This window comes from Hydrogenophaga sp. RAC07, assembly GCF_001713375.1.
Taxonomy (GTDB): domain Bacteria; phylum Pseudomonadota; class Gammaproteobacteria; order Burkholderiales; family Burkholderiaceae_C; genus Hydrogenophaga.
In genome coordinates this window covers 2770929-2791047 of sequence record NZ_CP016449.1, presented here as the reverse complement: position 1 = coordinate 2791047, position 20119 = coordinate 2770929, and the positions used below count along the sequence as shown (strand labels likewise).

Genomic DNA, 20119 nt, shown 5'->3' with positions numbered 1-20119 from the left:
GGGCTGCTCTCATCAAGGCGCAAAACATCAAAGCGGAGTGAACATGAGCGAGCAACCCGCAATCGCGGTGGTGGGTGGCGGCATCGCCGGCCTGGCGTTTGCGCTGGGGCTGCACCAGCGCGGCATCGCCTGCGATGTGTTTGAGGCCGTGGCCGATGTCAAGGAGCTGGGTGTGGGCATCACACTGCTGCCGCACGCCGTGCAGGAGCTCACGGCGCTGGGCCTGCTGCCGCAGCTGGAAGCGGTGGGGATCGAAAACCGCGAGAGTGTGTTCTTCAACCGGTTTGGCCAGCGTGTCTACGGTGAGGCGCGCGGCCGCCATGCCGGCTATGCCTTGCCGGAGATCGGCATCCACCGCGGCAAGCTGCACCGCATCCTGTTCGAGGCGGCACTGCAGCGCCTGGGAGCGCAGCACGTGCACACCGGCTTTCGCTGCACCGGGCTGGCGCAGGACGACCGTGGTGTCACGCTCTCCTTTGCCGACAACGCGCAGGGTCCGGTGCCACCGGTGCGCGCGCCGTGGGTCGTGGCCTGCGACGGGGTGAACTCGGCGATTCGAAAACACTTCCATCCGAACGACCAGGTCTGCTACGGCGGCATCAACACCTGGCGCGGCACCTCGGTGCACAAACCCATTCTGGGCGGCAAGACCTACATGCGCATCGGCTCCATCGACACCGGCAAGATGGTGATCTACCCCATCGCGGACAACGTGGATGGTCAGGGCAACCAGCTCATCAACTGGGTGGCCGAGATCCGCGACGACCAGGCGCCCATGAACGACTGGAACCGGCCGGGCCGCGTGGAGGACTTTCTGCCCACCTTTGCCGACTGGCGCTTCGACTGGCTGGACGTGCCCGCGCTCATCACTTCCGCGAACAACCTTTTCGAGTACCCCATGGTCGACAAGGACGCGCTGCCGCGCTGGAGCTTCGACCGTGTCACGCTCATGGGTGACGCCGCCCACCCCATGTACCCGCGCGGCTCCAACGGCTCGGCACAGGCCCTGATCGACGCCCGCACGCTGGCCGACGAGTTGGCCAGCGAGCTCGACGCCGGGGGTGACTTGCGAGCCGCCTTGCAGCGCTACCAGGATACCCGCCTGCCGGCCACGGCGCGCGTGGTGGAAACCAACCGCACCCTGCCACCGGACTTCATCATCATGAAGGCCGACGAACTCAGCGGTGGCAAGCCGTTCAACAACATCGACGAGCTGATCAGCCAGGACGAACTGCGTGCCATTTCGGACAACTACAAGCAGATCGCGGGCTTTGCGTTGAAGGCCTGATGGCGCGCCCGGGTGCGGTGGTGTGGGTGGTATCCGACAAATGGGATGCCTTGCCGCGCCGCTGACACCTGTTGGGTGCTGTTTTGTGGCACTGTAAGCAAAGGTGTCGTCCGATGGGGACGGGGCACCCACCCTGTGCACCCCAGCATGCTGCGATCCACACGACAGACCCGAATCCGGACAGGAGAGGACCCTTGGCTCGGCAGCCCTGCCGGGCGCTGGTTGTTCGCGCTGGCCATGGCCTGGGGCGTGATCTGCACAGGGGTGCAGGCGCAAACCCCGCTGCGCTACGGCGGCGACATCGGGTTCGCACCCTTCGAGTCGCTCGATGCCAACGGTCAGCCCGAGGGATTTCAGGTCGAGTTGATGCAGGCCGTGGGGCGCGAGCTCGGTGTGCCGGTGTCGATCAACCTGCAAAAATGGCCGGCCACGGTGGAGGCCTTCAAGGCCGGGCGGGTGGACGTGATTGCGATGGTGGAGACCACCGAGCGGCGCGCCTATGCGCACTTTCTCAAGGGCCACGCCGCGCCCGCGTTTGCGGTGTACCTGCCGCCCGGCCAACCCGCGCCGCGCGCGCTGCAGGATCTGCAAGGCGCCCGCATCGCCGTGCTGGACCACGAACCCATGCGCGAGAGCCTGAGCAAGTGGCTCTCGGGCATCAGCGGGCCCTATGTGCGCACGCCCGACGCGCTGGCTGCGCTGCAGTCGGTGCAACTCGGCTTTGCCGACATGGCCTTGTTGCCCCGCGCCTACGCCGACCCCTTGATTGCATCGGGGCAGGTGTCCGGTCTGGTGCGTTCGCTGAGCGATTTGCGCTTGCAGACCTACTCGCTGGCGGTGGTGCGCGACAACGAAGCGCTGCGCGATCGCCTGCAAGGGGCTCTCAACCGCCTGGAGGCCAATGGCACCTTGCCCGCACTGCGCGAGCGCTGGCTCAACGACGAACCCGCCAGCGCCGAACAGCAGGCGATGGAGCGCGACCTGCAACAGCAGCGCCAATGGACCTGGCGGATTGCGGTGGGCGGCTCGCTGCTGCTGTTGCTGGCCGGTTTCGCCTTGCGCCAGCGCGGGCGCACGGTGGCCCAGGAGCGCGCACGACGTGAAGACGCCGAGCGTTCCCTGCGCCGGTCCGAGGAATTGCTGGAGCGCACCTTCCAGCGCAACCCCGAGCCCATGCTGGTGGTCGACCACCACAGCGGCCTGGTGCAGGACGCCAACCCGGCGGTGGCCGCCTTGCTCGGATTGGTGGAGTCCCAGGTGGTGGGTCAGCCGCTGCGTTCGCTGGCGCACCACATCGGCCTGGACACGCTCAAACGCCTGGCGCGCGCCATCGACTTGGACGGCTTGCTGGACGCGCTGCCGGTGAACGTGACCCGTGCCGACGGCCAGCAGCGTGCCTGCCTGGTCAGCGCCGACAAGCTGCGGGTGGGTGAGCTCACGGTGGTGCTGTGCATCGTGCGCGACGTGACCGAGCGCCTGGCGCAGGACCCGGTGTTTCGCCAGGGCTACCTGACCCTGCACGAGGAGATCGAGCAGGCTCAGCGCGATGCCCCCGACACGGTGCCGCCAAGCGAAGCCGGTGAACCCGGTGATGCCCGCCTGCGCGAATTCACCCGCGCGGTGGCGCACGACCTGCGCGCGCCGCTGCTGGCCATCCAGGGTTTCATGGGGCTGATGCGCGAGCGCCTGAAGCTGGGCCATACCGACGAGGCGCTGGAGTACAGCGAACAGGTGGACAAGGCCACGCGGCGCATGAACGCGATGATCGAGGCCTTGTGCAACCTGGCGCAGATCGACCAGCACGCCCTGCAGCGGCGCAGCATCGACATGCAGGCCCTGGCGGAAGACACCTGGGCCCTGGTGCGCAGCGGTGGCACCGATCGCAACATCGAGATCCAGTTCGATCCCTTGCCGGCTGCCATGGGTGACGCCGATCTGGTCGCGCAGGTCTGGCAGAACCTGCTGCACAACGCCTGGAAGTACACCGAGCGCCTGGCGCTGGCGCGCATCCGGGTCGACAGCTTTCAGGCGGGCCGGCGCACCTGGTACCGCGTCACGGACAACGGCGCGGGCTTCGACATGGCCCACGCACGCGCGCTGTTCCAGCCGTTTCGCCGCATGCACGCGGCCTCGCAGTTCGAGGGCAGCGGCATCGGCCTGAGCATGGTGCAGCGCATCGTGCAGCACCACGGCGGCGAGGTCCGTGTGCGCAGCCAGGTGGGCGTGGGCACGGTGGCCGAATTCACGCTCGATCCGTCGGGCTGAGCTTCGCCGCCCACGGGTTCAAGGCGCCGTGGCCGCGTGCTGCTTGCGCCAGGCCGCCGGGGCCATCTGATGCGCGCGCTTGAACGCGCGGTGAAAGGCCGGTTCCGACCCGTAGCCCGCCGCTTCGGCAATGCGAGCGATCGACTCGTTGCTCTCGGCCAGCCGCTGCGCCGCGTACCGCATGCGTTGGCGCGCCATGTAGCGCATGGGGGGCTCGCCCATGAGGTCGCTGAAACGGTCGGCAAATGCCGAGCGGGACAGGCCCACCTCACGCGCCAGGTCTTCGGTGGTCCAGGCGCGCTGGCGGTCGCTGTGCAGCAAGGCCAGCGCGCGGCCCACCTTGGCGTCGCCCAGCCCCGCCAGCCAGCCGGTGCTGCCGGCGGGTTGTTGGGCCAGGTAGTGGCGCACGGCCTCGGCGAACAGCAGCTCGGCCAGCCGGCCCAGCAGGTTGGGAGACGCACCCAGCGCGGTGCCGGCGGGTTGTGAGGCGAAGCGCAGTGAGCTCTCGACCCACTGCGCGGTGGCCGGGTCGCGCAGGCTCAGGTGCAGCACCCGGGGCAGGGCATTGATGAGTGGGTCGTTGACGTTGTCGTGACCGAGGTAGCCGCAGAAAAAACGCGTGACCTGCCCCTGACCTTTGTGCCGCAGGCGCAGCAGGCCGCTGTCACCGGGCTGGTGTTCGAGCTGCTCCACGTCCATGGGCGGCACGTCGAGATTGCTGCCCAGCAGGTGGCGGTCGTTGCGCGGCAGGATCACCAGCTCGCCCGCGCGCACGCAGACCGCGCTTGCATCGCCCTGCACCTGCAGACTCATCTCGCCCTCGCACACGAAGTGGTAGGCGATCACCTCGCGTGGCGCCGGCTTGAACTCCACGCAGTCGTCCGGCCCGACCTGGGAGAACACGCTCCAGGGTGCGCCGATCTCGGCCTCGACGAAAACCCCGCCGCGCAGCCGCAGCGCTTGCAGCACATCGCTCAATGCATCGATGGGGGAGGGTGTGGTCATGGCTGGCGTTTCGGCAACAAAAGCCGGCGCCGCGGGCATGGTGCGCGCGGCCTTCGAAACGTAGATTAATCCCACCGGCGCCATCGAGGCAACGCCCTTTGTCCCTTCATCGAGCGCCGGCCACGCAAACCAGGAGCACTTTTCCATGATCACCGACGCACAGGGTCACACCCTCACTGGCGCCACCACCGAGGCCGCCGCCCACTACGAGCAGGCCGTCACCGCCTTCAACCTTTACCGCGGCGACCCCATGGCCGCGCTGGAACGCGCCACCGCCGCCGCGCCCGGCTTCGCCATGGCCCACCTGCTCAAGGCCCACCTGCTGGCGGTGGCCACCGAGCCCGCCGCCGCCAGCGCAGCGCGCGAGCTGCTGCAGGCGGTGGCCGACCTGCCCATGAACGATCGCGAGCGATCGCACCGCGCGGCCATCGAGCTGATCCTGCGCGGGGAGTGGTCGGCGGCGGCCCTCGCGCTGGACCACCACCACACGCGCCACCCGTTCGACATCGTGGCGCTGCAGGTGGGCCACCTGTGCGATTTCTTTCGCGCCAGCGCCCGCAGCCTGCGCGACCGCATCGCGCGCACGCTGCCGCACTGGAGCGCCGACATGCCGGGCCACTCCATCGTGCTGGGCATGTACGCCTTTGGTCTGGAGGAGGCCGGCCAGTACGCGCAGGCCGAAGACACAGGGCGCAGCGCGCTCGATGCGCAGCCGCTGGATTGCTGGGCCCACCACGCGGTGGCCCACGTGATGGAGATGCAGGCGCGCCACCAGGACGGCATCGGCTGGATGATCGCGCGCGAACCTTTCTGGTCGGGCGACGACAACTTTTTCCAGGTCCACAACTGGTGGCACCGCGCGCTGTGTCATCTGGAACTCGGGCAGGCCGATCAGGCGCTGGCGCTGTTTGATGGCCCCATCCGCAGCGGGCGCAGCGCGGTGGCGGTGGACATGATCGACGCTTCGGCCCTGCTCTGGCGCCTGTCCATGAGCGGCGTGGAGGTGGGCGATCGCTGGGACGAGCTGGCCATCGCCTGGGACGCACACGCCGACGGTGCGCTCTACCCGTTCAACGACTGGCACGCGGTCATGGCCTGGCTGGGTGCGGGCCGCGAAGCCGACGTCAACCGTTTGCTGGAGTCGCTGCGCGCCGCCCCGCGCGACCGCGAAGCCTCCCGCTGGGCGGTCGACACCGGAGCCGATCTGGTGGCGGGTTTTGCAGCCTTCTGGCGGGGTGACCATGAGGTGGCCGTCCAACACCTGCACCGGGCCCGTGCGATCGCCAACAGTTTCGGTGGCAGCCACGCGCAGCGCGACGTGATCGACTGGACCCTGACCGAAGCCGCGCTGCGCGCACGCCGCTTCGACCTGGCCGAGGCCCTGGCGCACGAGCGCCTGGCCCTGCGCCCGCACAGCCCGGTCAACCGCGGCTTCCTGCGGCGTGCCGCGGCCCGCGGGCTGGCCAGTGCTGCGGGTGCGATGGCCACCGCCTGAAGGGCCGTTGCCCCGCTCCGTGGTCCAGACAACAGACAACGGCCGCCGATCCGTGCAGGATGGCGGGATGTATCCATTGTTCTTTGCGCTTGCGCGCCGCGTCGACGTTTGAGCGCACCACACCACCCTGGATGCCTGCGCATGTTGACGGTCAACATCCACAAGGGCTTTGACGTGCTCAACAGCCGTTTCGTGCTGCACGGGCTGCGCGAGGCGGTGCGCGCCGTGCAGAGCGATGTGGTGTTCCTGCAAGAGGTGGACGGCGGCTCCGGCGCGCGCCGCGCGGCGGCGCTCGGTGCGCAGTACGAGTACCTGGCCGACGAGATCTGGCCCGATCACGCCTATGGCCGCAACGCGGTGGCCGAGGGCATGGACCACGGCAACGCCGTGCTGTCCCGCTTCCCGGTGTTGCGCAGCCACAACCACGACATCTCGTTGCCGGCTGTGGAGCCGCGGGGTCTGCTGCACTGCGAACTGGCCTTGCCCGAAGGTTTGCCCACGTTGCACGTGATGTGTGTGCACCTGGGGCTGCGCGAGTCGCACCGCCGGCACCAGCTCGCGCGTGTGTGCGAGACCGTGCAGCACGAAGTCCCGGCGGATGCGCCGCTGGTGGTGGCGGGAGACTTCAACGACTGGCGCGGACGAGCCGACGAGCAGCTTGCAACCGCCGGGCTGCGCGAGGTGTTCATGCAGGCCCACGGGCACCACGCACGCAGCTTCCCCGCGCGCTGGCCGCTGTTGCGGCTGGACCGCATCTACGTGCGCGGCATGGTGTCTGCGTTGCCGGTGCCCATGCCCCGGCGGCCATGGGCGCAGCTGTCCGACCACGCGCCGGTGGCGGCCGAGATCGAGGTGGGGAGAAACCCATGAGTTCGCGCTGGGTACCGGGCAACCGCATCACGCTGTTGGAGAACGGCGAGGCTTACTACCCGCGCGTGTTCGAGGTGATCGCTGCGGCCGAGCGCGAGGTGTTGCTGGAGACCTTCATCCTGTTCGACGACAAGGTGGGGCAGCAACTGCAGCAGGCCCTGCTGGCGGCTGCCGCGCGCGGCGCCGAGGTGCATGTGCTGGTTGACGGTTGGGGTTCGCCCGACCTGCCGGCGTCGTTCACCCAGCCCCTGATGGACGCCGGCGTGCGCCTGCGCAGCTTCGAGCCGGCGCGCTGGTTGTTCGGCGCGCGCGTCAACCTGCTGCGCCGCATGCACCACAAGCTGGTGGTGGTGGACGGCCAGCGCGCTTTTGTGGGCGGTATCAATTATTCGATCGATCACCTCAGGGAGTTCGGGCCCTTGGCCAAGCAGGACTACGCGGTCGAACTTGAAGGCCCGCTGGTGGGTCAGATCCAGGCGTTTTGCCGCGCCAATGTGCTGGCGCCACAGCCCGCGCGCAGCCAGTGGCTCCAGCGCTGGCGCGCGGGCCTGGCACGCGGCGGCGTGACCGACACGCAAGACGGCGGCGCGGTGGCCGCATTCGTCACGCGCGACAACCACCTGCACCGCACCGACATCGAGCGCCACTACCGCGCCGCGGTGCGCAACGCGCGCCAGCGTGTGCTGATCGCCAACGCCTACTTCTTTCCCGGCTACCGCCTGCTGCGCGATCTGCGCCGCGCGGCCCGGCGCGGCGTGCAGGTCGATCTGATCGTGCAGGGCCACCCGGACCAGCCCTGGGTGAAGCGCGCCACCGAACTGCTCTACCGGCACCTGCTGCGCGCGGGTGTCAACTTGTTCGAGTACAACGATCGCCCGCTGCACGGCAAGGTGGCGGTGGTGGACGACAACTGGGCCACCGTGGGGTCGAGCAACCTCGATCCGACCAGCCTCAGTCTGAATCTCGAAGCCAACGTGGTGGTGCGCGACCCGGCTTTTGCCCGGCACCTGCGCGAGCGCATCGACCACCTGCTGGAAGAGAGTTGTGAACGGGTGGAGCGACCGGCCACGGGGCGGCTGCGGTCGGCCTGGATCGCCGTGCGCAGCATGGTGGTGTTCCATGCCTTGCGGCGCTTCCCGGTCTGGGCCTCCCGGGCCTCGGTGCGGCAGCCGAAGGTGGTGCCCATGGGCAGCGAGGGCCCATGAAACCCGCCACCCAACAAGCCTGGGCGTGGTTCAAGCGCATCGCGCCATGGGCACTCGCCGCTCTGGTGCTGACCCTGGTGGCCCGCCAGGCGCGCACGGTGGAGTGGCCCGAGGTGTGGCGGGCACTGCAAACGCTCTCGCTCGTGCAGGTGCTCACGGCGGCGGGCCTGGCCTTGCTGAGTTACGCCCTGGTCGCCAGCTTCGACCTGGTCGGCCGCCGCCTCACCGCCCACACGTTGTCTGCCCCGCGCACGCTCGGCATCGCCGGCATCTGCTACGCGTTCAACCTCAACTTCGGCGCGCTGGTGGGTGGCTTCGGCCTGCGGCTGCGGCTGTACATGCGCGGGGGTCTGTCGGCCCCGACGGTGGCGCAGGTGATCACGCACAGCATGGTGACCAACTGGCTGGGCTACTTGTGGGTGGCGGGCGCGGTGTTGTTGATCGCGCCGCCGCGCCTGCCCGAATCGTGGGCGCTCAGCGCGCTGTGGCTGCGAGCCATCGGCGGCTTGATGGTCGCGCTGGCGCTGGGCTACCTCGCCCTGTGCACGTGGTCGCGCCAGCGTGAGCTGGGCTGGCGTGGGCACACACTGGCCTTGCCCGGCGCGCGGCTGGCCGGGCTGCAGGCGTTGCTCGGTGGCGCGAGCTGGATGCTGATCGGCGCCATTGTGTGGAGCCTGTTCGGCGGGCGCGTGGACTACCCCACCGTGCTCGGCGCGCTGTTGCTCGCCGCGGTGGCCGGTGTGCTCACCCACGTGCCGGCCGGTCTGGGTGTGCTGGAGGCGGTGTTTGTGGCCACGCTGGCCCACGCCTTGCCGGCCACCGAGGTGCTGGCCACGGTGCTGGCCTACCGTGCCGCCTACTACCTGTTGCCGCTGGCGCTGGCGCTGCCGGCGTACGCCTGGAGCGAGGCGGGTGCTGCGCCGCGCGTTGCCAGCAACAAGGCTCAGCCCCGGCCCACGAACGGCATCTGACTGGCCATCACGGTCATGTTGAGCACGTTGGTGGACAGCGGCAGGCTGGCCATGTAACGCACCGCCTGTGCCACGTGCTGCACGTCCATCATGGGTTCGGTGGCCAGCGTGCCGTTGGCCTGGCGCACCCCCTGGGTCATGCGCGCGGAGAGTTCGGTCAGGGCGTTGCCGATGTCGATCTGGCTGCACACGATGTTGTAGTCGCGTCCATCCAGGGCAATGGTCTTGGTCAGGCCCAGCACCGCGTGTTTGCTGGCGGTGTAGGGGCTGCTGAACGGGCGGGGCGCGTGCGCCGAGATCGAACCGTTGTTGATGATGCGTCCGCCCTGAGGGGTCTGGCGGCGCATCAGGCCGAAGGCGGCGCGCGCGCAGAGAAACACACCCGTGATGTTGGTGTCGATCACGTCCCTCCAGCGCTCCACCGGCAACTCGTCCATGGGCACGGCCGGGGCGTTGACGCCGGCGTTGTTGAACAGCACGTCCAGGCGACCGTGGCGCTGTTCAATCGTGTCAAACAGGGCCTGCACGCTGTGTTCGTCGCGCACATCGGCGGGAAGCACCAGCGCGTGCTGGCCGGCGGCCTCGGCGATGGCGGCCACCTCGGCCAGCGGCTCGGGCCGGCGCCCGCTGAGCACCACATGAAATCCGTCCTGCAGCAGGCCCAGGGCCACGGCGCGGCCGATGCCGCTGCCCGCGCCGGTGACCAGGGCGATGCGTTGGGAAGTGTTCGATGCCATGGGTTGCCTTGTGTGCTGGGGTGCCAGAAATTCAGGCCATGCCGTTGCGGCTGGCCAGCTCGACGAACAGGGCCGAGTGGTCGAGATCGGCCAGGCCGTGGTCGACCGACTGGGCGTAGAGCTGTTCGAACAGCGCGGTGATGGGCGCCTCGAAGCCGATCTCGCTCGCGGTGGCCAGCGCGTTGCGCATGTCCTTGAGCTGCACCGCCACCGCGCCGCGTTTGGTGAAGTCGCGCTCGATCATGCGCTGGCCGTGCACCTGCAGGATGCGGCTGTCGGCAAAGCCACCGGTGATGGCCTGCTTGACCTTGGCCATGTCGGCGCCGCCCTTCTCGCACAGCAGCAGGGCTTCGGCCACGGCTCCGATGGTGATGCCCACGATCATCTGGTTGGCGAGTTTGGCCAGCTGGCCCGCGCCATGCGAGCCCACGTGCACCGGGCGGCCCAGCAGCTCGAACACCGGGCGCACACGCTCGAATTCGGCCGGCTTGCCGCCCACCATGATGGCCAGCGTGCCGGCCTCGGCGCCCACCGTGCCGCCCGACACCGGCGCGTCCAGGTGGTGCACACCGGCGGCCGCCAGGCGGGCGGCGTGGTCGCGCGCCTGCCGCGGCTGAATGGACGACATGTCCACCACCACACTGCCCGGGCGAAGCCCCCTGAGCGTGCCCTGGCGGAACAACACGTCTTCCACCACGTCGCCGTTGTCCAGCAGCGTGATCACGAAATCGGCGTTGGCCACGGCATCGGCGGGCGTGTCGGCGACGCGCGCACCCATGTCCTGCAGGCGCTCGGCCTTGCTGCGCGAGCGGTTCCAGACGCTGACGGTACAGCCGGCTTCGCACAGGCGGCGGGCCATGGGAAAACCCATCATGCCGATGCCGAGCACGGCGACTTGGAGGGCGGGGGTGGGAGGTGTTGAGGTGTTCACGTGTGGGGCAAAAAAAGGCGGTTCCCGGGCAGGCCGGGAACCGCTGAAGTGGCTCAGCCAGCCTGGCTGTCGAGAACCACGGAGTTGTCGGGGGTGGGCCGCCGTTTGCGGGTCGTGGCTGCGGACCCGGCTGGTGCGCGGGCGTTGAACTGGGTGCTGGCGTGGCCGCTGTGCTCTTGCATCAGGCGCTCGGCCAGTTTCACGTCGCCGCGCTCCACGGCGCGGGCAATGGCTTCGTGTTCGTCCCACACCGGCTCGCGCAACATCGCCGACTGCAGGGCTTCGCCCATGGCGCGGCGGATGTGGTGCCAGTGCAGCAGGGCGCTTTGTTCGATCAGCGGGTTTTGCGCAGCGCGGTACAGCGCGGTGTGAAACGCCAGATCGGCGTCGATCATGGCCTTGATGTCGCCGCGCTTCACAGCGGCCCGGCCCATGGCCAGCAAAGCCGGGTCCAGGGGCGTGCGGCGCTGGGCGGCCAGCCGGACGGCCAGCGCGTCGAGCGCGCCGCGCACCTCGTACACCTGCTCGATCCACTGCGCGTCGATGGGCGTGACCTGCAGTCCGCGGCAGCGCCCGGCGGGGCCGTTGCAGACCGGCGCGTCCTGCACGAAGCCGTCTTTCTTGAGCAGGCGCAGCGCCTGCATGACGGGTTGACGCGACACCGCGAGTTGTTCGGCCAGCTCTTCCTGCGTGATGCGCTGGCCCGGTTTGAGCGTGCCGGCGCTGATTGCGTCGAGCAGCGCGCGGTACACCTGCTCGACCAGGTCGGGCGCGGATTCCAGCTTGATCAAATGGGCGGGCATGGTGGCTTGAAGCAAAGTCTGTATACAGAATACACAACTTCTGCAAAGCCGTCACAACCACGCTGAAAACAACCCCCATGACACAATGCGCGACCATGGAAAAAACACCTTCGACCGACCCCGCCTGGCTGGACCGTGAGTACAACAACCGGGCCCTGGTGCCCGAACACGCCGCGCACTTCGAGCGTTGGGCAACGACCTCTGCGCAGGCACGCCAAACCAGCCGCCCGCTGCTGGACGTGAGCTACGGACACGGTCCCGGCGAGACGCTGGACATCTTTCCCGCAACGCGCAAACCCGGCACGCCGCTGGCGCCGGTGATGGTGTTCATCCACGGTGGGTATTGGCGCAGCCTGGACAAATCCGACCACTCGTTTATCGCCCCGGCGTTCACGAAACACGGTGCCTGCGTGGTGGTGCCCAACTACGCGCTGTGTCCGGCGGTCACCATCCCGGACATCGTCCTGCAGATGGTGAATGCCCTGGCCTGGACGCATCGCCACATCGCCGCGCACGGCGGCGACCCGCACCGCATGACGGTGGTGGGCCATTCGGCCGGTGGACACCTGGCCACCATGATGCTGGCCTGCGAGTGGGCGCGGGTGGGGGACGACCTGCCCGACGCTCTGGTGAAGAACGCACTGTCGATCTCCGGCCTGTACGACCTGGAGCCGGTGCGGCTCACGCCGTTTGTGCAGCCGTCCTTGAATTTGACGCCGGCCCAGGTGCAGAAGGCCAGCCCGGCGCTGCTGCCGGCGCCGCCCGTGCGTGACGGCCGTGGTCAATTGGTGGCGGTGGCGGGTGGTGACGAGAGCAGCGAGTTCCTGCGCCACAACCGCCTCATCCAGCAGGCCTGGGGGCCGGAGGTGGTGCCCGTGTGCGAGGCCTTGCCGGGACTCAACCACTTCAGCGTTGTTGACGCCTTGGCGCAGCCCGGGCACCGGTTGAATGGGTTGGCGCGGGGGCTGCTCGGGGTCTGACGCGTTTCGCTCCGAGCGTTCCGGTCCTCGATCTTTACTCGCCTTCCAGCTTCAACATGCTGGCCCCGTCGCCCAAGGACAGCAACCCGGCCTTGGCGTAGATGCCCAGCTTGGCGCGTGTGTCGGTGATGTCGAGGTTGCGCATGGTCAGTTGGCCGATGCGGTCCAGCGGCGTGAACGGCGCGTCTTCCACTTTTTCCATGCTCAGGCGTTCGGGTGCGTACGTGAGGTTGGCGCTCTCGGTGTTCATGATCGAGTAGTCGTTGCCGCGACGCAGTTCGATGGTGACTTCACCCGTGATGGCGCGCGCCACCCAGCGCTGCGCCGTCTCGCGCAGCATGATGGCTTGCGGATCGAACCAGCGGCCCTGGTAGAGCAGACGGCCGAGCTTCAGACCGTTGACGCGGTACTGCTCGATCGTGTCTTCGTTGTGGATGCCGGTCACCAGGCGCTCGTAGGCAATGAACAGAAGCGCCAGGCCGGGGGCTTCGTAGATGCCACGGCTCTTGGCCTCGATGATGCGGTTCTCGATCTGGTCGCTCATGCCCAGGCCGTGGCGGCCACCGATCTCGTTGGCCTTCAGGATCAGGTCCACCGGGCTGGCGAAGGTCTCGCCGTTGAGCGCCACGGGCTGGCCTTCTTCAAAGCGCACCGTCACGGTTTCGCGCTTGACCACGACCTCGTCTTTCCAGAACGCCACACCCATGATGGGGTTCACGATCGAGATGCCGCTGTTCAGATGTTCGAGGTCTTTTGCTTCGTGCGTGGCGCCGAGCATGTTGCTGTCGGTGCTGTAGGCCTTCTCGGCGCTCATCTTGTAGCCGAAGCCGTTGGCCGTCATGAAGGCGCTCATCTCGGCGCGGCCACCCAGCTCGTCGATGAACAGCTGGTCCAACCACGGCTTGTAGATCTTCAGGCTGGGGTTGGTCAGCAGGCCATAGCGGTAGAAGCGCTCGATGTCGTTGCCCTTGTAAGTGCTGCCATCGCCCCAGATGTTGACGTCGTCTTCCTTCATGGCGGCCACCAGCATGGTGCCGGTGACGGCACGGCCCAGTGGCGTGGTGTTGAAGTAGGTCACGCCCGCGGTGCTGATGTGGAAGGCGCCGCACTGCAGCGCGGCAATGCCTTCGTGCGCGAGTTGCGTGCGGCAGTCGATCAGGCGCGCCTTCTCGGCACCGTACTGCATGGCCTTGCGCGGAATCTCCTCATAGTCCGGCTCGTCGGGCTGGCCGAGGTTGGCGGTGTAGGCGTAGGGAATCGCGCCCTTCTGTTTCATCCACAGCAGCGCTGCCGAGGTGTCGAGGCCGCCGGAGAAGGCGATGCCGACTTTTTGTTGCGCGGGGAGGTTTTGAAGAATGGTGGCCATGGCTGTTGCTCAGTGGTTCAGCCGAAGTGGCAGATGTAGTGGTAGGGCTCCGTCACGCGGATGTCGAAGCTGCTGTTGCCGGGCACGCTGAACTTGTCGCCAGGGCCGGACTTGATCCAGGCCTCGGTGCCGGCCAGTTTGTATTCACAACCGCCGGCCACGCATTCCATGATCTCGGGTGCGCCGGTGTTGAACGTGAGCGTGGCGGGCAGCACCACGCCGACCGATTTTTTCGTGCCGTCGGCGAAGGTGATGCCGTGGCTGACGCACTTGCCGTCGAAGTACACGCTGGCCTGGGTGTTGACGGTGACGCCGTCGAAGTGGGTGGTGCTCATGGTGCTGGGGTGTGAAAAACGAAACCGCGATTTTAGGCCGCGGGGTCTGTGGGTTCGCCGGGAGTCAGAGGCGGGCTTGCCAGGCAGCGGCATCAAAACCCACCGTGATGCCGTCGGTCCATTGCACCACCGGGCGCTTGATCACGCTCGGATTCGCCAGTGCCACCGCCCGTGCGCTGGCCGCATCGGACACGCCGGCCCGCACGGTTTCGTCCAGCTGGCGCCAGGTCGTGCCCTTGCGGTTGATGACGGTTTCCCAGCCCACGGCGGCCAGCCAGCGGTCGAGCTCGACCTCGGGAACGCCCTGTTTCTTGAAATCGTGAAAGTGATGTTCAACACCCTGGTCGGTCAACCAGGCGCGGGCCTTTTTGACGGTGTCGCAGTTGGGGATGCCGTAGACAGTGATCATGGAACGGGATTGTCGGTGATGGCGCCGAGGGTCGTGAACCCGATGGGACAATCCACCCATGCTCAACATCGCACTGCCTCCCCACCCCACCACACTGCCCGAGTGGCTGGCCCACGCCGAACGCCTGCACCCGGTCACCATCGACATGGGGCTGGAGCGCGTGCAGCGCGTGGCGCAGCGCATGGGGCTGGCGCTCACCTGCCCGGTGATCACCGTGGCCGGCACCAACGGCAAGGGCAGCACCTGCGCCATGCTGGAGGCCGTGTACACCCAGTCGGGTTACCGCACCGGCGTCTACACCTCGCCGCATCTGGTGCACTTTGAAGAGCGCTGCCGCATCGCCGGTGAACCCGTGGCCACCGACGACCTGCTGCCGGCGTTCGCCGAGGTGGAAGAAGCGCGCAAGGGGCAGGGCGGGGAAGACGAAATCAGCCTGAGCTACTTTGAATTCACCACGCTGGCCATCCTGCGCACGCTGTCGCGCGCCGGCCTGGACGTGGCGATTCTGGAGGTGGGCCTGGGGGGGCGGCTGGACGCGGTGAACATCATCGACACCGATTGCGCCGTCATCACCTGCATCGCGCTGGACCACATGGCCCTGCTGGGCAACGACCGCGAAGCCATCGGCTACGAGAAGGCCGGCATCATGCGCACCGGCCGCCCGGTGGTGGTGAGCGACCCGGTGCCGCCGCAAAGTGTGCTGGACCGTGCGCTGGAAATCGGCGCCGATCTCTGGCGCATCGGCAAGGATTTCCATTTTGCTGGCGACCAGCAGCAATGGGGCTGGGCGATGCATCCTTCGCACGGCGGGCGGCGATACGCCGGGCTGGCTTACCCGGCGCTGCGCGGCGCCAACCAGCTGGTGAACGCCTCGGGCGTGCTGGGAGCGGTGGAGGCCTTGCGGTCGAAACTGCCCGTGACGGCCCAGGCGGTGCGCAACGGCCTGGCGCTGGTGGAGCTGCCCGGGCGCTTCCAGATCGTGCCCGGCACCCCCACCCTGGTGCTCGATGTGGCACACAACCCGCATTCGGTGGCCGCACTCACCGAAAACCTTGATGCCATGGGCTACTACCCCACCACCCACGCGGTGTTCGGTGCCATGGCCGACAAGGACCTGGGCGCCATGCTCGAGCGCATCGCGCCACTCATCGACCGCTGGCACCTGACCGACCTGCCGTTGCCCCGCGCCAGCACCGCCGCCGCCCTGGCCGAGACCCTCAAAGTCCACCCTGCCACGGCCAAAAGCACGGTGGCCGGCTGCCACACCAGCCCCATGGAGGCGCTGCACGCAGCGGTCTCCCACGCGGACCCCGCTGATAGAATCGTGGTCTTCGGATCGTTCTTCACCGTGGGGGGTGTTCTGCAGGACGGTGTGCCCCGCTTGTCTGCCAAACACCTGCCCTCCTGACCCTTCCTCCGAGCTTTCCCGACCGCTCCCGTGTCGCGCCCCTCGCCAGGCCTCCTTTGGCGCCATGGTTCCCACCCGAATGTTCAAATCCCGTTCAGGCTCACAGGGCAATCCATCGACACCGCCGCCGCAAAGCATTGACGCCGTGCGCCGGCGTGCGCGCCACCGCCTGATCGGCGCCAGTGTTCTGGTGCTGCTGGGTGTGGTGGGCTTCCCCCTGTTGTTCGACACACAGCCGCGCCCGATTTCGGTCGACATTCCGATCGAGATTCCGGCCAAGAGCACGCCCGCGCCCGCTGTGAAGCCGCCGGCCAAGGCCGCCGCAGCGGCGCCTGCCACGGCCAAGCCACCGGCACCCAGCGTTGAAGCCCGCGAAACCCTGAGTGCGCGCGAAGAGGTGGTGGAAGCCGCTGCACCGCCCAAACCCGCAGCCGAGCCCGCCAAGGTCGCTCCTGCCCCCGCACCGGCCGACGCCGACCGCGCCCGCGCCTTGCTCGAAGGCAAAACCGCCACCCCACCCGCTGCCACGGCCGCCGCACCAGCCGCCGCCGCAGCCGCCGAGCGCCTGGTCGTGCAGGTGGGGGCGTTCTCCGAAGAAGCGGGTGCCCGCACGGTGCGCCAGAAACTCGAAGCCGCCGGGCTCAAGACCTACACCCATGTGGCCGAAACGTCGGAAGGTCGCCGCATCCGCGTGCGCCTGGGGCCGTACAACAGCCGCGCCGAGGCCGACAAGGCTGCGGCCCGCGTGAAGGCCCTGGGCTTGCCCGCGGCCGTGCTCACGCTGTGATGCGCCCACGGACGATGGCTGCATGGGGTTGACGGATGGTTTGCTGCTGACGGTGTTGTTGCTGTCGGTGTTGCTCGGCGCGTGGCGTGGCCTGGTGTACGAGGTGCTCTCGGTGGCCAGCTGGGTGGCGGCCTTTGTGCTCGCGCAGGCCTATGCCGATGAGGTTGCGCTGGTGTTGCCGCTGGACGGTTTGTCGCCTCCGCTGCAACTGGCCGCGGGATTTCTGGTGGTGTTCATCGCGGTGGCGTTCGCAGGCGGATTGCTCGCGTGGTTGGTCAAGAAGCTGGTGGCGTCGGTCGGTCTGCGGCCGGTGGACCGGGTTCTGGGGAGCGCCTTCGGGCTGGCGCGCGGTGTGGTGATGCTGCTGGCGTTCGCGGTGGTGGTGAGCATGTCGCCGCTGCGCGATGCCCCCTGGTGGCAGGACTCGGCGGTGGCCGACACGCTGGTGGCCACCTTGCACGCGATCAAGCCCTTGTTGCCCGAGCCGGTGGCCCGATATATCGCCTAGCAGAGTTTGAGTTTTTTCAGAGGATCGAAACATGTGTGGAATCGTGGGCGTGGTCAGCAAAACGCCAGTCAACCAGCTGATTTACGACGCCTTGCTGCTGTTGCAGCACCGCGGCCAGGATGCGGCCGGCATCGTCACCCAGCAGGGCCGCAAGTTCTTCATGCACAAGGCCAAGGGCATGGTGCGCGACGTGTTTCGCACCCGCAACATGCGCGCGTTGCCGGGCCTCTGCGGCCTGGGCCAGGTGCGTTACCCCACGGCGGGCAATGCCTTCAGCGAGGAAGAGGCGCAGCCCTTCTACGTGAACGCGCCGTTCGGCCTGGTGCTGGTGCACAACGGCAACCTGACCAACGCCAAAGCGCTGGCCCAGGAACTCTTTCAGACCGATCACCGCCATGTCAACACCGACAGCGACTCCGAGGTCTTGCTCAACGTGCTGGCCCACGAGCTGGAAAAAGTCACGCGCGGCATCACCCTGAAGCCGGCCGACGTGTTCGCTGCCGTGCGCGGCGTGCACCAGCGCGTCAAGGGTTCGTATGCGGTGGTGGCGCTGATCGCCGGTCACGGCTTGCTCGCGTTCCGTGATCCGTTCGGCATCCGTCCGCTGTGCGTGGGCCACAACGACCAGGGTGGCGTGATGGTCGCCAGCGAGTCGGTGGCGCTGGAGGGCAATGGCTTCGAACTGGACCGCGACGTGCTGCCCGGTGAAGCGGTGTTCGTCGACCTGGACGGCAAGATGCAGTTCGAGCAGTGCGCCGAGAAGACCAGCCACAACCCCTGCATCTTTGAGTACGTCTACCTGGCCCGGCCCGACTCGGTGCTGGACGGCATCTCGGTCTACCAGGCCCGCCTCAACATGGGCGTGACCCTGGCCAAGCGCGTGGTCTCGACCGTGCCGCCGAACGAGATCGATGTGGTCATTCCCATCCCCGAGTCGTCGCGCCCCAGTGCCATGGAGCTGGCCCAGTTGCTGGGCCTGCCGTATCGCGAAGGTTTTGTGAAGAACCGCTACGTGGGCCGGACCTTCATCATGCCGGGGCAGGGCGTGCGCAAGAAGTCGGTGCGCCAGAAGCTCAACGTGATCGGCAGTGAGTTCAAGGGCCGCAACGTGCTGCTGGTGGACGACTCCATCGTGCGCGGCACCACCAGCCGCGAGATCGTGCAGATGGCGCGCGACGCCGGCGCCCGCAAGGTGTACCTGGCCAGCGCCGCGCCCCCGGTGCGTTACCCCAACGTCTATGGCATCGACATGCCCACGCCCGATGAGCTGGTGGCGCACAACCGCACGGTGGAAGAGGTGCGCGAGAGCATCGGCTGCGACGCGCTGATCTACCAGGACGTGGACGCGATGAAGCAGGCCATCGGGTCGCTCAATCCCAAGCTGGCCGGTTTTGACGCCTCGTGTTTCGACGGCGTTTACGTCACCGGCGACATCACGCTGGCCGACATCGCGCGCCTGAACGCGGGCCGCGACCAGAGCGAAGAGGGCGAAGAAGACACCTCGCGCCTGGCCCTGCCCAACGCACAGGTCGCCTGAAAGCCCCGGCCCATGACGCAGAAGAACACCGACCTGCACCGCGACACGCTGGCCGTGCGCGAGGCCGTGGAACGCAGCCAGTACGGCGAAAACTCCGAGGCCCTGTACCTCACGAGCGGCTACGTGCAACCCAGCGCCGAGGCCGCAGCGCGCCGGTTTGCCGGCGACGAAGAAGGCTTCACCTACGGCCGCTACGGCAACCCCACGGTGGCCAGCTTCGAGCAGCGCCTGGCCGCGCTCGAAGGCGCCGAGGCCTGCATCTCCACCGCCTCGGGCATGTCCGCCATCCTCATGATGTGCATGGGCCTGCTCAAGGCCGGCGACCACGTGGTGTGTTCGCACTCCATGTTCGGCTCCACCATCAAACTCATCGGCACAGACCTGGCCAAGTTCGGCGTGGAGTCCACCTTCGTCTCGCAGACCGATGTGGCCGCGTGGCAGGCGGCTGTTCGGCCGACCACCAAGCTGCTGTTTGCCGAGACGCCGACCAACCCGCTCACCGAGGTGTGCGACATCCGCGCGTTGGCCGACATTGCGCACAACGCCGGCGCGCTGCTCTGCGTGGACAACTGCTTCGCCACACCCGCGCTGCAATTGCCCATGAAGCTGGGTGCCGACATCGTCATGCACTCGGGCACCAAGTACCTGGATGGCCAGGGCCGTGTGATGGCCGGTGCGCTGTGCGCCAGCCAGGAACTCGTGACCAAGACGTTTTTGCCGGTGCTCAAGAGCGCCGGCATGACGCTTGCGCCGTTCAATGCCTGGGTCGTGCTCAAGGGCCTGGAGACGCTGGACATCCGCATGCAGGCGCAATCGGCCCGCGCGCTCCAGCTGGCCCAGTGGCTGCAGGACCACCCAGCCGTGGCCCGCGTGCATTACCCCGGGCTTGCCAGCCACCCGCAGCATGCGCTCGCCATGGCGCAGCAGTCCGGTTGCGGTGGTGCCGTGCTCTCGTTCGAGGTCAGGGCGTCCGACGCGGATCAGGCTCGCCAACGCGCCTTCCACGTGCTGGACTCGCTGCAGGTCATGTCGCTCTCCACCAACCTGGGCGACACCAAGACCTTGATGGCGCACCCCGCCAGCACCTCCCACGGCCGCCTGACCGAAGCACAGCGCCAGACCGCCGGCGTGGTGCAGGGCCTGATCCGCGTGGCGGTCGGGCTCGAACATCTCCAAGACATCCAGACCGACCTTGACCGCGGACTCCTCACCCTCTGAC

The 20119-nt window shown here is 68.0% G+C and carries 19 protein-coding genes; 12 read left to right on the top strand and 7 right to left on the bottom strand.

From position 1 onward, the window contains the following. Positions 1 to 43 precede the first annotated feature (43 nt). Both BSY239_RS12985 and BSY239_RS12980 read left to right on the top strand, forming a co-directional pair. Positions 44 to 1288 (top strand): flavin-dependent oxidoreductase, encoded by a 1245-nt coding sequence (locus tag BSY239_RS12985; protein ID WP_069047225.1) that lies wholly within the window; start codon positions 44 to 46, stop codon positions 1286 to 1288. 147 nt (positions 1289 to 1435) lie between these two features. Beyond that, positions 1436 to 3553: a transporter substrate-binding domain-containing protein gene (locus BSY239_RS12980; protein WP_172823109.1), complete on the top strand. Its 2118-nt coding sequence runs from the start codon at positions 1436 to 1438 to the stop codon at positions 3551 to 3553. 18 nt (positions 3554 to 3571) lie between these two features. On the opposite strand, the gene BSY239_RS12975 is transcribed toward BSY239_RS12980, so the two are convergent. Next, positions 3572 to 4558, bottom strand: coding sequence for an AraC family transcriptional regulator (locus BSY239_RS12975; protein ID WP_069048977.1), 987 nt, complete (start codon positions 4556 to 4558; stop codon positions 3572 to 3574). Between the two features lie 145 nt (positions 4559 to 4703). Between BSY239_RS12975 and BSY239_RS12970 the strand changes: the two genes are divergently transcribed. The 4 genes from BSY239_RS12970 to BSY239_RS12955 all read left to right on the top strand — a co-directional run bounded on the left by BSY239_RS12970 (position 4704) and on the right by BSY239_RS12955 (position 9099). After that, positions 4704 to 6053 (top strand): tetratricopeptide repeat protein, encoded by a 1350-nt coding sequence (locus tag BSY239_RS12970; protein WP_069047223.1) that lies wholly within the window; start codon positions 4704 to 4706, stop codon positions 6051 to 6053. A 141-nt stretch (positions 6054 to 6194) separates the two neighbouring features. Continuing rightward, entirely contained in the window at positions 6195 to 6923 is a 729-nt protein-coding gene (locus BSY239_RS12965; protein ID WP_069047222.1) for an endonuclease/exonuclease/phosphatase family protein, read from the top strand. After that, positions 6920 to 8128, top strand: coding sequence for a cardiolipin synthase ClsB (gene clsB / locus BSY239_RS12960; protein ID WP_083239964.1), 1209 nt, complete (start codon positions 6920 to 6922; stop codon positions 8126 to 8128). The genes BSY239_RS12965 and clsB overlap by 4 nt, the downstream gene beginning before the upstream one ends. Continuing rightward, positions 8125 to 9099: a lysylphosphatidylglycerol synthase domain-containing protein gene (locus tag BSY239_RS12955; RefSeq protein WP_069047220.1), complete on the top strand. Its 975-nt coding sequence runs from the start codon at positions 8125 to 8127 to the stop codon at positions 9097 to 9099. The genes clsB and BSY239_RS12955 overlap by 4 nt, the downstream gene beginning before the upstream one ends. Here the strand turns inward: BSY239_RS12955 and BSY239_RS12950 are convergent. From BSY239_RS12950 to BSY239_RS12940, 3 genes are read right to left on the bottom strand one after another with little or no spacing between them, the layout of a single operon-like run. Continuing rightward, a complete protein-coding gene (locus BSY239_RS12950; protein ID WP_069047219.1) occupies positions 9072 to 9836 on the bottom strand; it encodes an SDR family oxidoreductase in 765 nt (254 codons plus the stop codon). The two genes, BSY239_RS12955 and BSY239_RS12950, sit on opposite strands and share 28 nt — an antisense overlap. Positions 9837 to 9867: 31 nt before the next feature. Beyond that, positions 9868 to 10767 (bottom strand): NAD(P)-dependent oxidoreductase, encoded by a 900-nt coding sequence (locus tag BSY239_RS12945; protein ID WP_083239963.1) that lies wholly within the window; start codon positions 10765 to 10767, stop codon positions 9868 to 9870. A gap of 53 nt (positions 10768 to 10820) precedes the next feature. Continuing rightward, positions 10821 to 11570, bottom strand: coding sequence for a GntR family transcriptional regulator (locus BSY239_RS12940; protein WP_069047218.1), 750 nt, complete (start codon positions 11568 to 11570; stop codon positions 10821 to 10823). Positions 11571 to 11665: 95 nt separating this feature from the next. On the opposite strand from BSY239_RS12940, the gene BSY239_RS12935 reads away from it, so the two are divergent. Beyond that, a complete protein-coding gene (locus tag BSY239_RS12935) occupies positions 11666 to 12550 on the top strand; it encodes an alpha/beta hydrolase (protein ID WP_236944065.1) in 885 nt (294 codons plus the stop codon). Between the two features lie 34 nt (positions 12551 to 12584). Here BSY239_RS12935 and argG read toward each other — a convergent pair whose 3' ends face one another. The 3 genes from argG to BSY239_RS12920 all read right to left on the bottom strand — a co-directional run bounded on the left by argG (position 12585) and on the right by BSY239_RS12920 (position 14660). Next, entirely contained in the window at positions 12585 to 13916 is a 1332-nt protein-coding gene (gene argG, locus BSY239_RS12930; RefSeq protein ID WP_069047216.1) for an argininosuccinate synthase, read from the bottom strand. 17 nt (positions 13917 to 13933) lie between these two features. Continuing rightward, a complete protein-coding gene (gene ppnP / locus BSY239_RS12925) occupies positions 13934 to 14251 on the bottom strand; it encodes a pyrimidine/purine nucleoside phosphorylase (RefSeq protein ID WP_069047215.1) in 318 nt (105 codons plus the stop codon). A gap of 64 nt (positions 14252 to 14315) precedes the next feature. Continuing rightward, positions 14316 to 14660, bottom strand: coding sequence for an ArsC family reductase (locus BSY239_RS12920; protein WP_069047214.1), 345 nt, complete (start codon positions 14658 to 14660; stop codon positions 14316 to 14318). Positions 14661 to 14718: 58 nt separating this feature from the next. Here BSY239_RS12920 and folC point away from each other — a divergent pair, with 58 nt between their 5' ends. From folC to BSY239_RS12895, 5 genes are all read left to right on the top strand, one after another. Next, on the top strand, positions 14719 to 16068 hold the full coding sequence (gene folC, locus BSY239_RS12915; protein WP_069047213.1) for a bifunctional tetrahydrofolate synthase/dihydrofolate synthase: 1350 nt from the start codon (positions 14719 to 14721) through the stop codon (positions 16066 to 16068). A 79-nt stretch (positions 16069 to 16147) separates the two neighbouring features. After that, on the top strand, positions 16148 to 16855 hold the full coding sequence (locus BSY239_RS12910) for an SPOR domain-containing protein (RefSeq protein ID WP_069047212.1): 708 nt from the start codon (positions 16148 to 16150) through the stop codon (positions 16853 to 16855). 22 nt (positions 16856 to 16877) lie between these two features. Beyond that, positions 16878 to 17363 carry a CvpA family protein gene (locus tag BSY239_RS12905; RefSeq protein WP_069047211.1) on the top strand — a complete coding sequence of 162 codons (486 nt, stop codon included), beginning with the start codon at positions 16878 to 16880 and terminating at the stop codon, positions 17361 to 17363. A 31-nt stretch (positions 17364 to 17394) separates the two neighbouring features. Then, complete coding sequence (gene purF, locus BSY239_RS12900) at positions 17395 to 18900, top strand: amidophosphoribosyltransferase (RefSeq protein ID WP_069047210.1); 1506 nt, start codon at positions 17395 to 17397, stop codon at positions 18898 to 18900. A gap of 12 nt (positions 18901 to 18912) precedes the next feature. Further along, entirely contained in the window at positions 18913 to 20118 is a 1206-nt protein-coding gene (locus BSY239_RS12895; RefSeq protein ID WP_069047209.1) for an O-succinylhomoserine sulfhydrylase, read from the top strand. Position 20119: the final 1 nt, after the last annotated feature.

Excerpts from the sequence above, each read along its gene's own strand:
- BSY239_RS12985 (WP_069047225.1), top strand. The coding sequence starts at position 44 with ATGAGCGAGCAACCCGCAATCGCGGTGGTGGGTGGCGGCATCGCCGGC.
- BSY239_RS12980 (WP_172823109.1), top strand. The coding sequence starts at position 1,436 with ATGCTGCGATCCACACGACAGACCCGAATCCGGACAGGAGAGGACCCT.
- BSY239_RS12975 (WP_069048977.1), bottom strand. The coding sequence starts at position 4,558 with ATGACCACACCCTCCCCCATCGATGCATTGAGCGATGTGCTGCAAGCG.
- BSY239_RS12970 (WP_069047223.1), top strand. The coding sequence starts at position 4,704 with ATGATCACCGACGCACAGGGTCACACCCTCACTGGCGCCACCACCGAG.
- BSY239_RS12965 (WP_069047222.1), top strand. The coding sequence starts at position 6,195 with ATGTTGACGGTCAACATCCACAAGGGCTTTGACGTGCTCAACAGCCGT.
- clsB (WP_083239964.1), top strand. The coding sequence starts at position 6,920 with ATGAGTTCGCGCTGGGTACCGGGCAACCGCATCACGCTGTTGGAGAAC.
- BSY239_RS12955 (WP_069047220.1), top strand. The coding sequence starts at position 8,125 with ATGAAACCCGCCACCCAACAAGCCTGGGCGTGGTTCAAGCGCATCGCG.
- BSY239_RS12950 (WP_069047219.1), bottom strand. The coding sequence starts at position 9,836 with ATGGCATCGAACACTTCCCAACGCATCGCCCTGGTCACCGGCGCGGGC.
- BSY239_RS12940 (WP_069047218.1), bottom strand. The coding sequence starts at position 11,570 with ATGCCCGCCCATTTGATCAAGCTGGAATCCGCGCCCGACCTGGTCGAG.
- BSY239_RS12935 (WP_236944065.1), top strand. The coding sequence starts at position 11,666 with ATGGAAAAAACACCTTCGACCGACCCCGCCTGGCTGGACCGTGAGTAC.
- argG (WP_069047216.1), bottom strand. The coding sequence starts at position 13,916 with ATGGCCACCATTCTTCAAAACCTCCCCGCGCAACAAAAAGTCGGCATC.
- ppnP (WP_069047215.1), bottom strand. The coding sequence starts at position 14,251 with ATGAGCACCACCCACTTCGACGGCGTCACCGTCAACACCCAGGCCAGC.
- BSY239_RS12920 (WP_069047214.1), bottom strand. The coding sequence starts at position 14,660 with ATGATCACTGTCTACGGCATCCCCAACTGCGACACCGTCAAAAAGGCC.
- folC (WP_069047213.1), top strand. The coding sequence starts at position 14,719 with ATGCTCAACATCGCACTGCCTCCCCACCCCACCACACTGCCCGAGTGG.
- BSY239_RS12910 (WP_069047212.1), top strand. The coding sequence starts at position 16,148 with ATGTTCAAATCCCGTTCAGGCTCACAGGGCAATCCATCGACACCGCCG.
- BSY239_RS12905 (WP_069047211.1), top strand. The coding sequence starts at position 16,878 with ATGGGGTTGACGGATGGTTTGCTGCTGACGGTGTTGTTGCTGTCGGTG.
- purF (WP_069047210.1), top strand. The coding sequence starts at position 17,395 with ATGTGTGGAATCGTGGGCGTGGTCAGCAAAACGCCAGTCAACCAGCTG.
- BSY239_RS12895 (WP_069047209.1), top strand. The coding sequence starts at position 18,913 with ATGACGCAGAAGAACACCGACCTGCACCGCGACACGCTGGCCGTGCGC.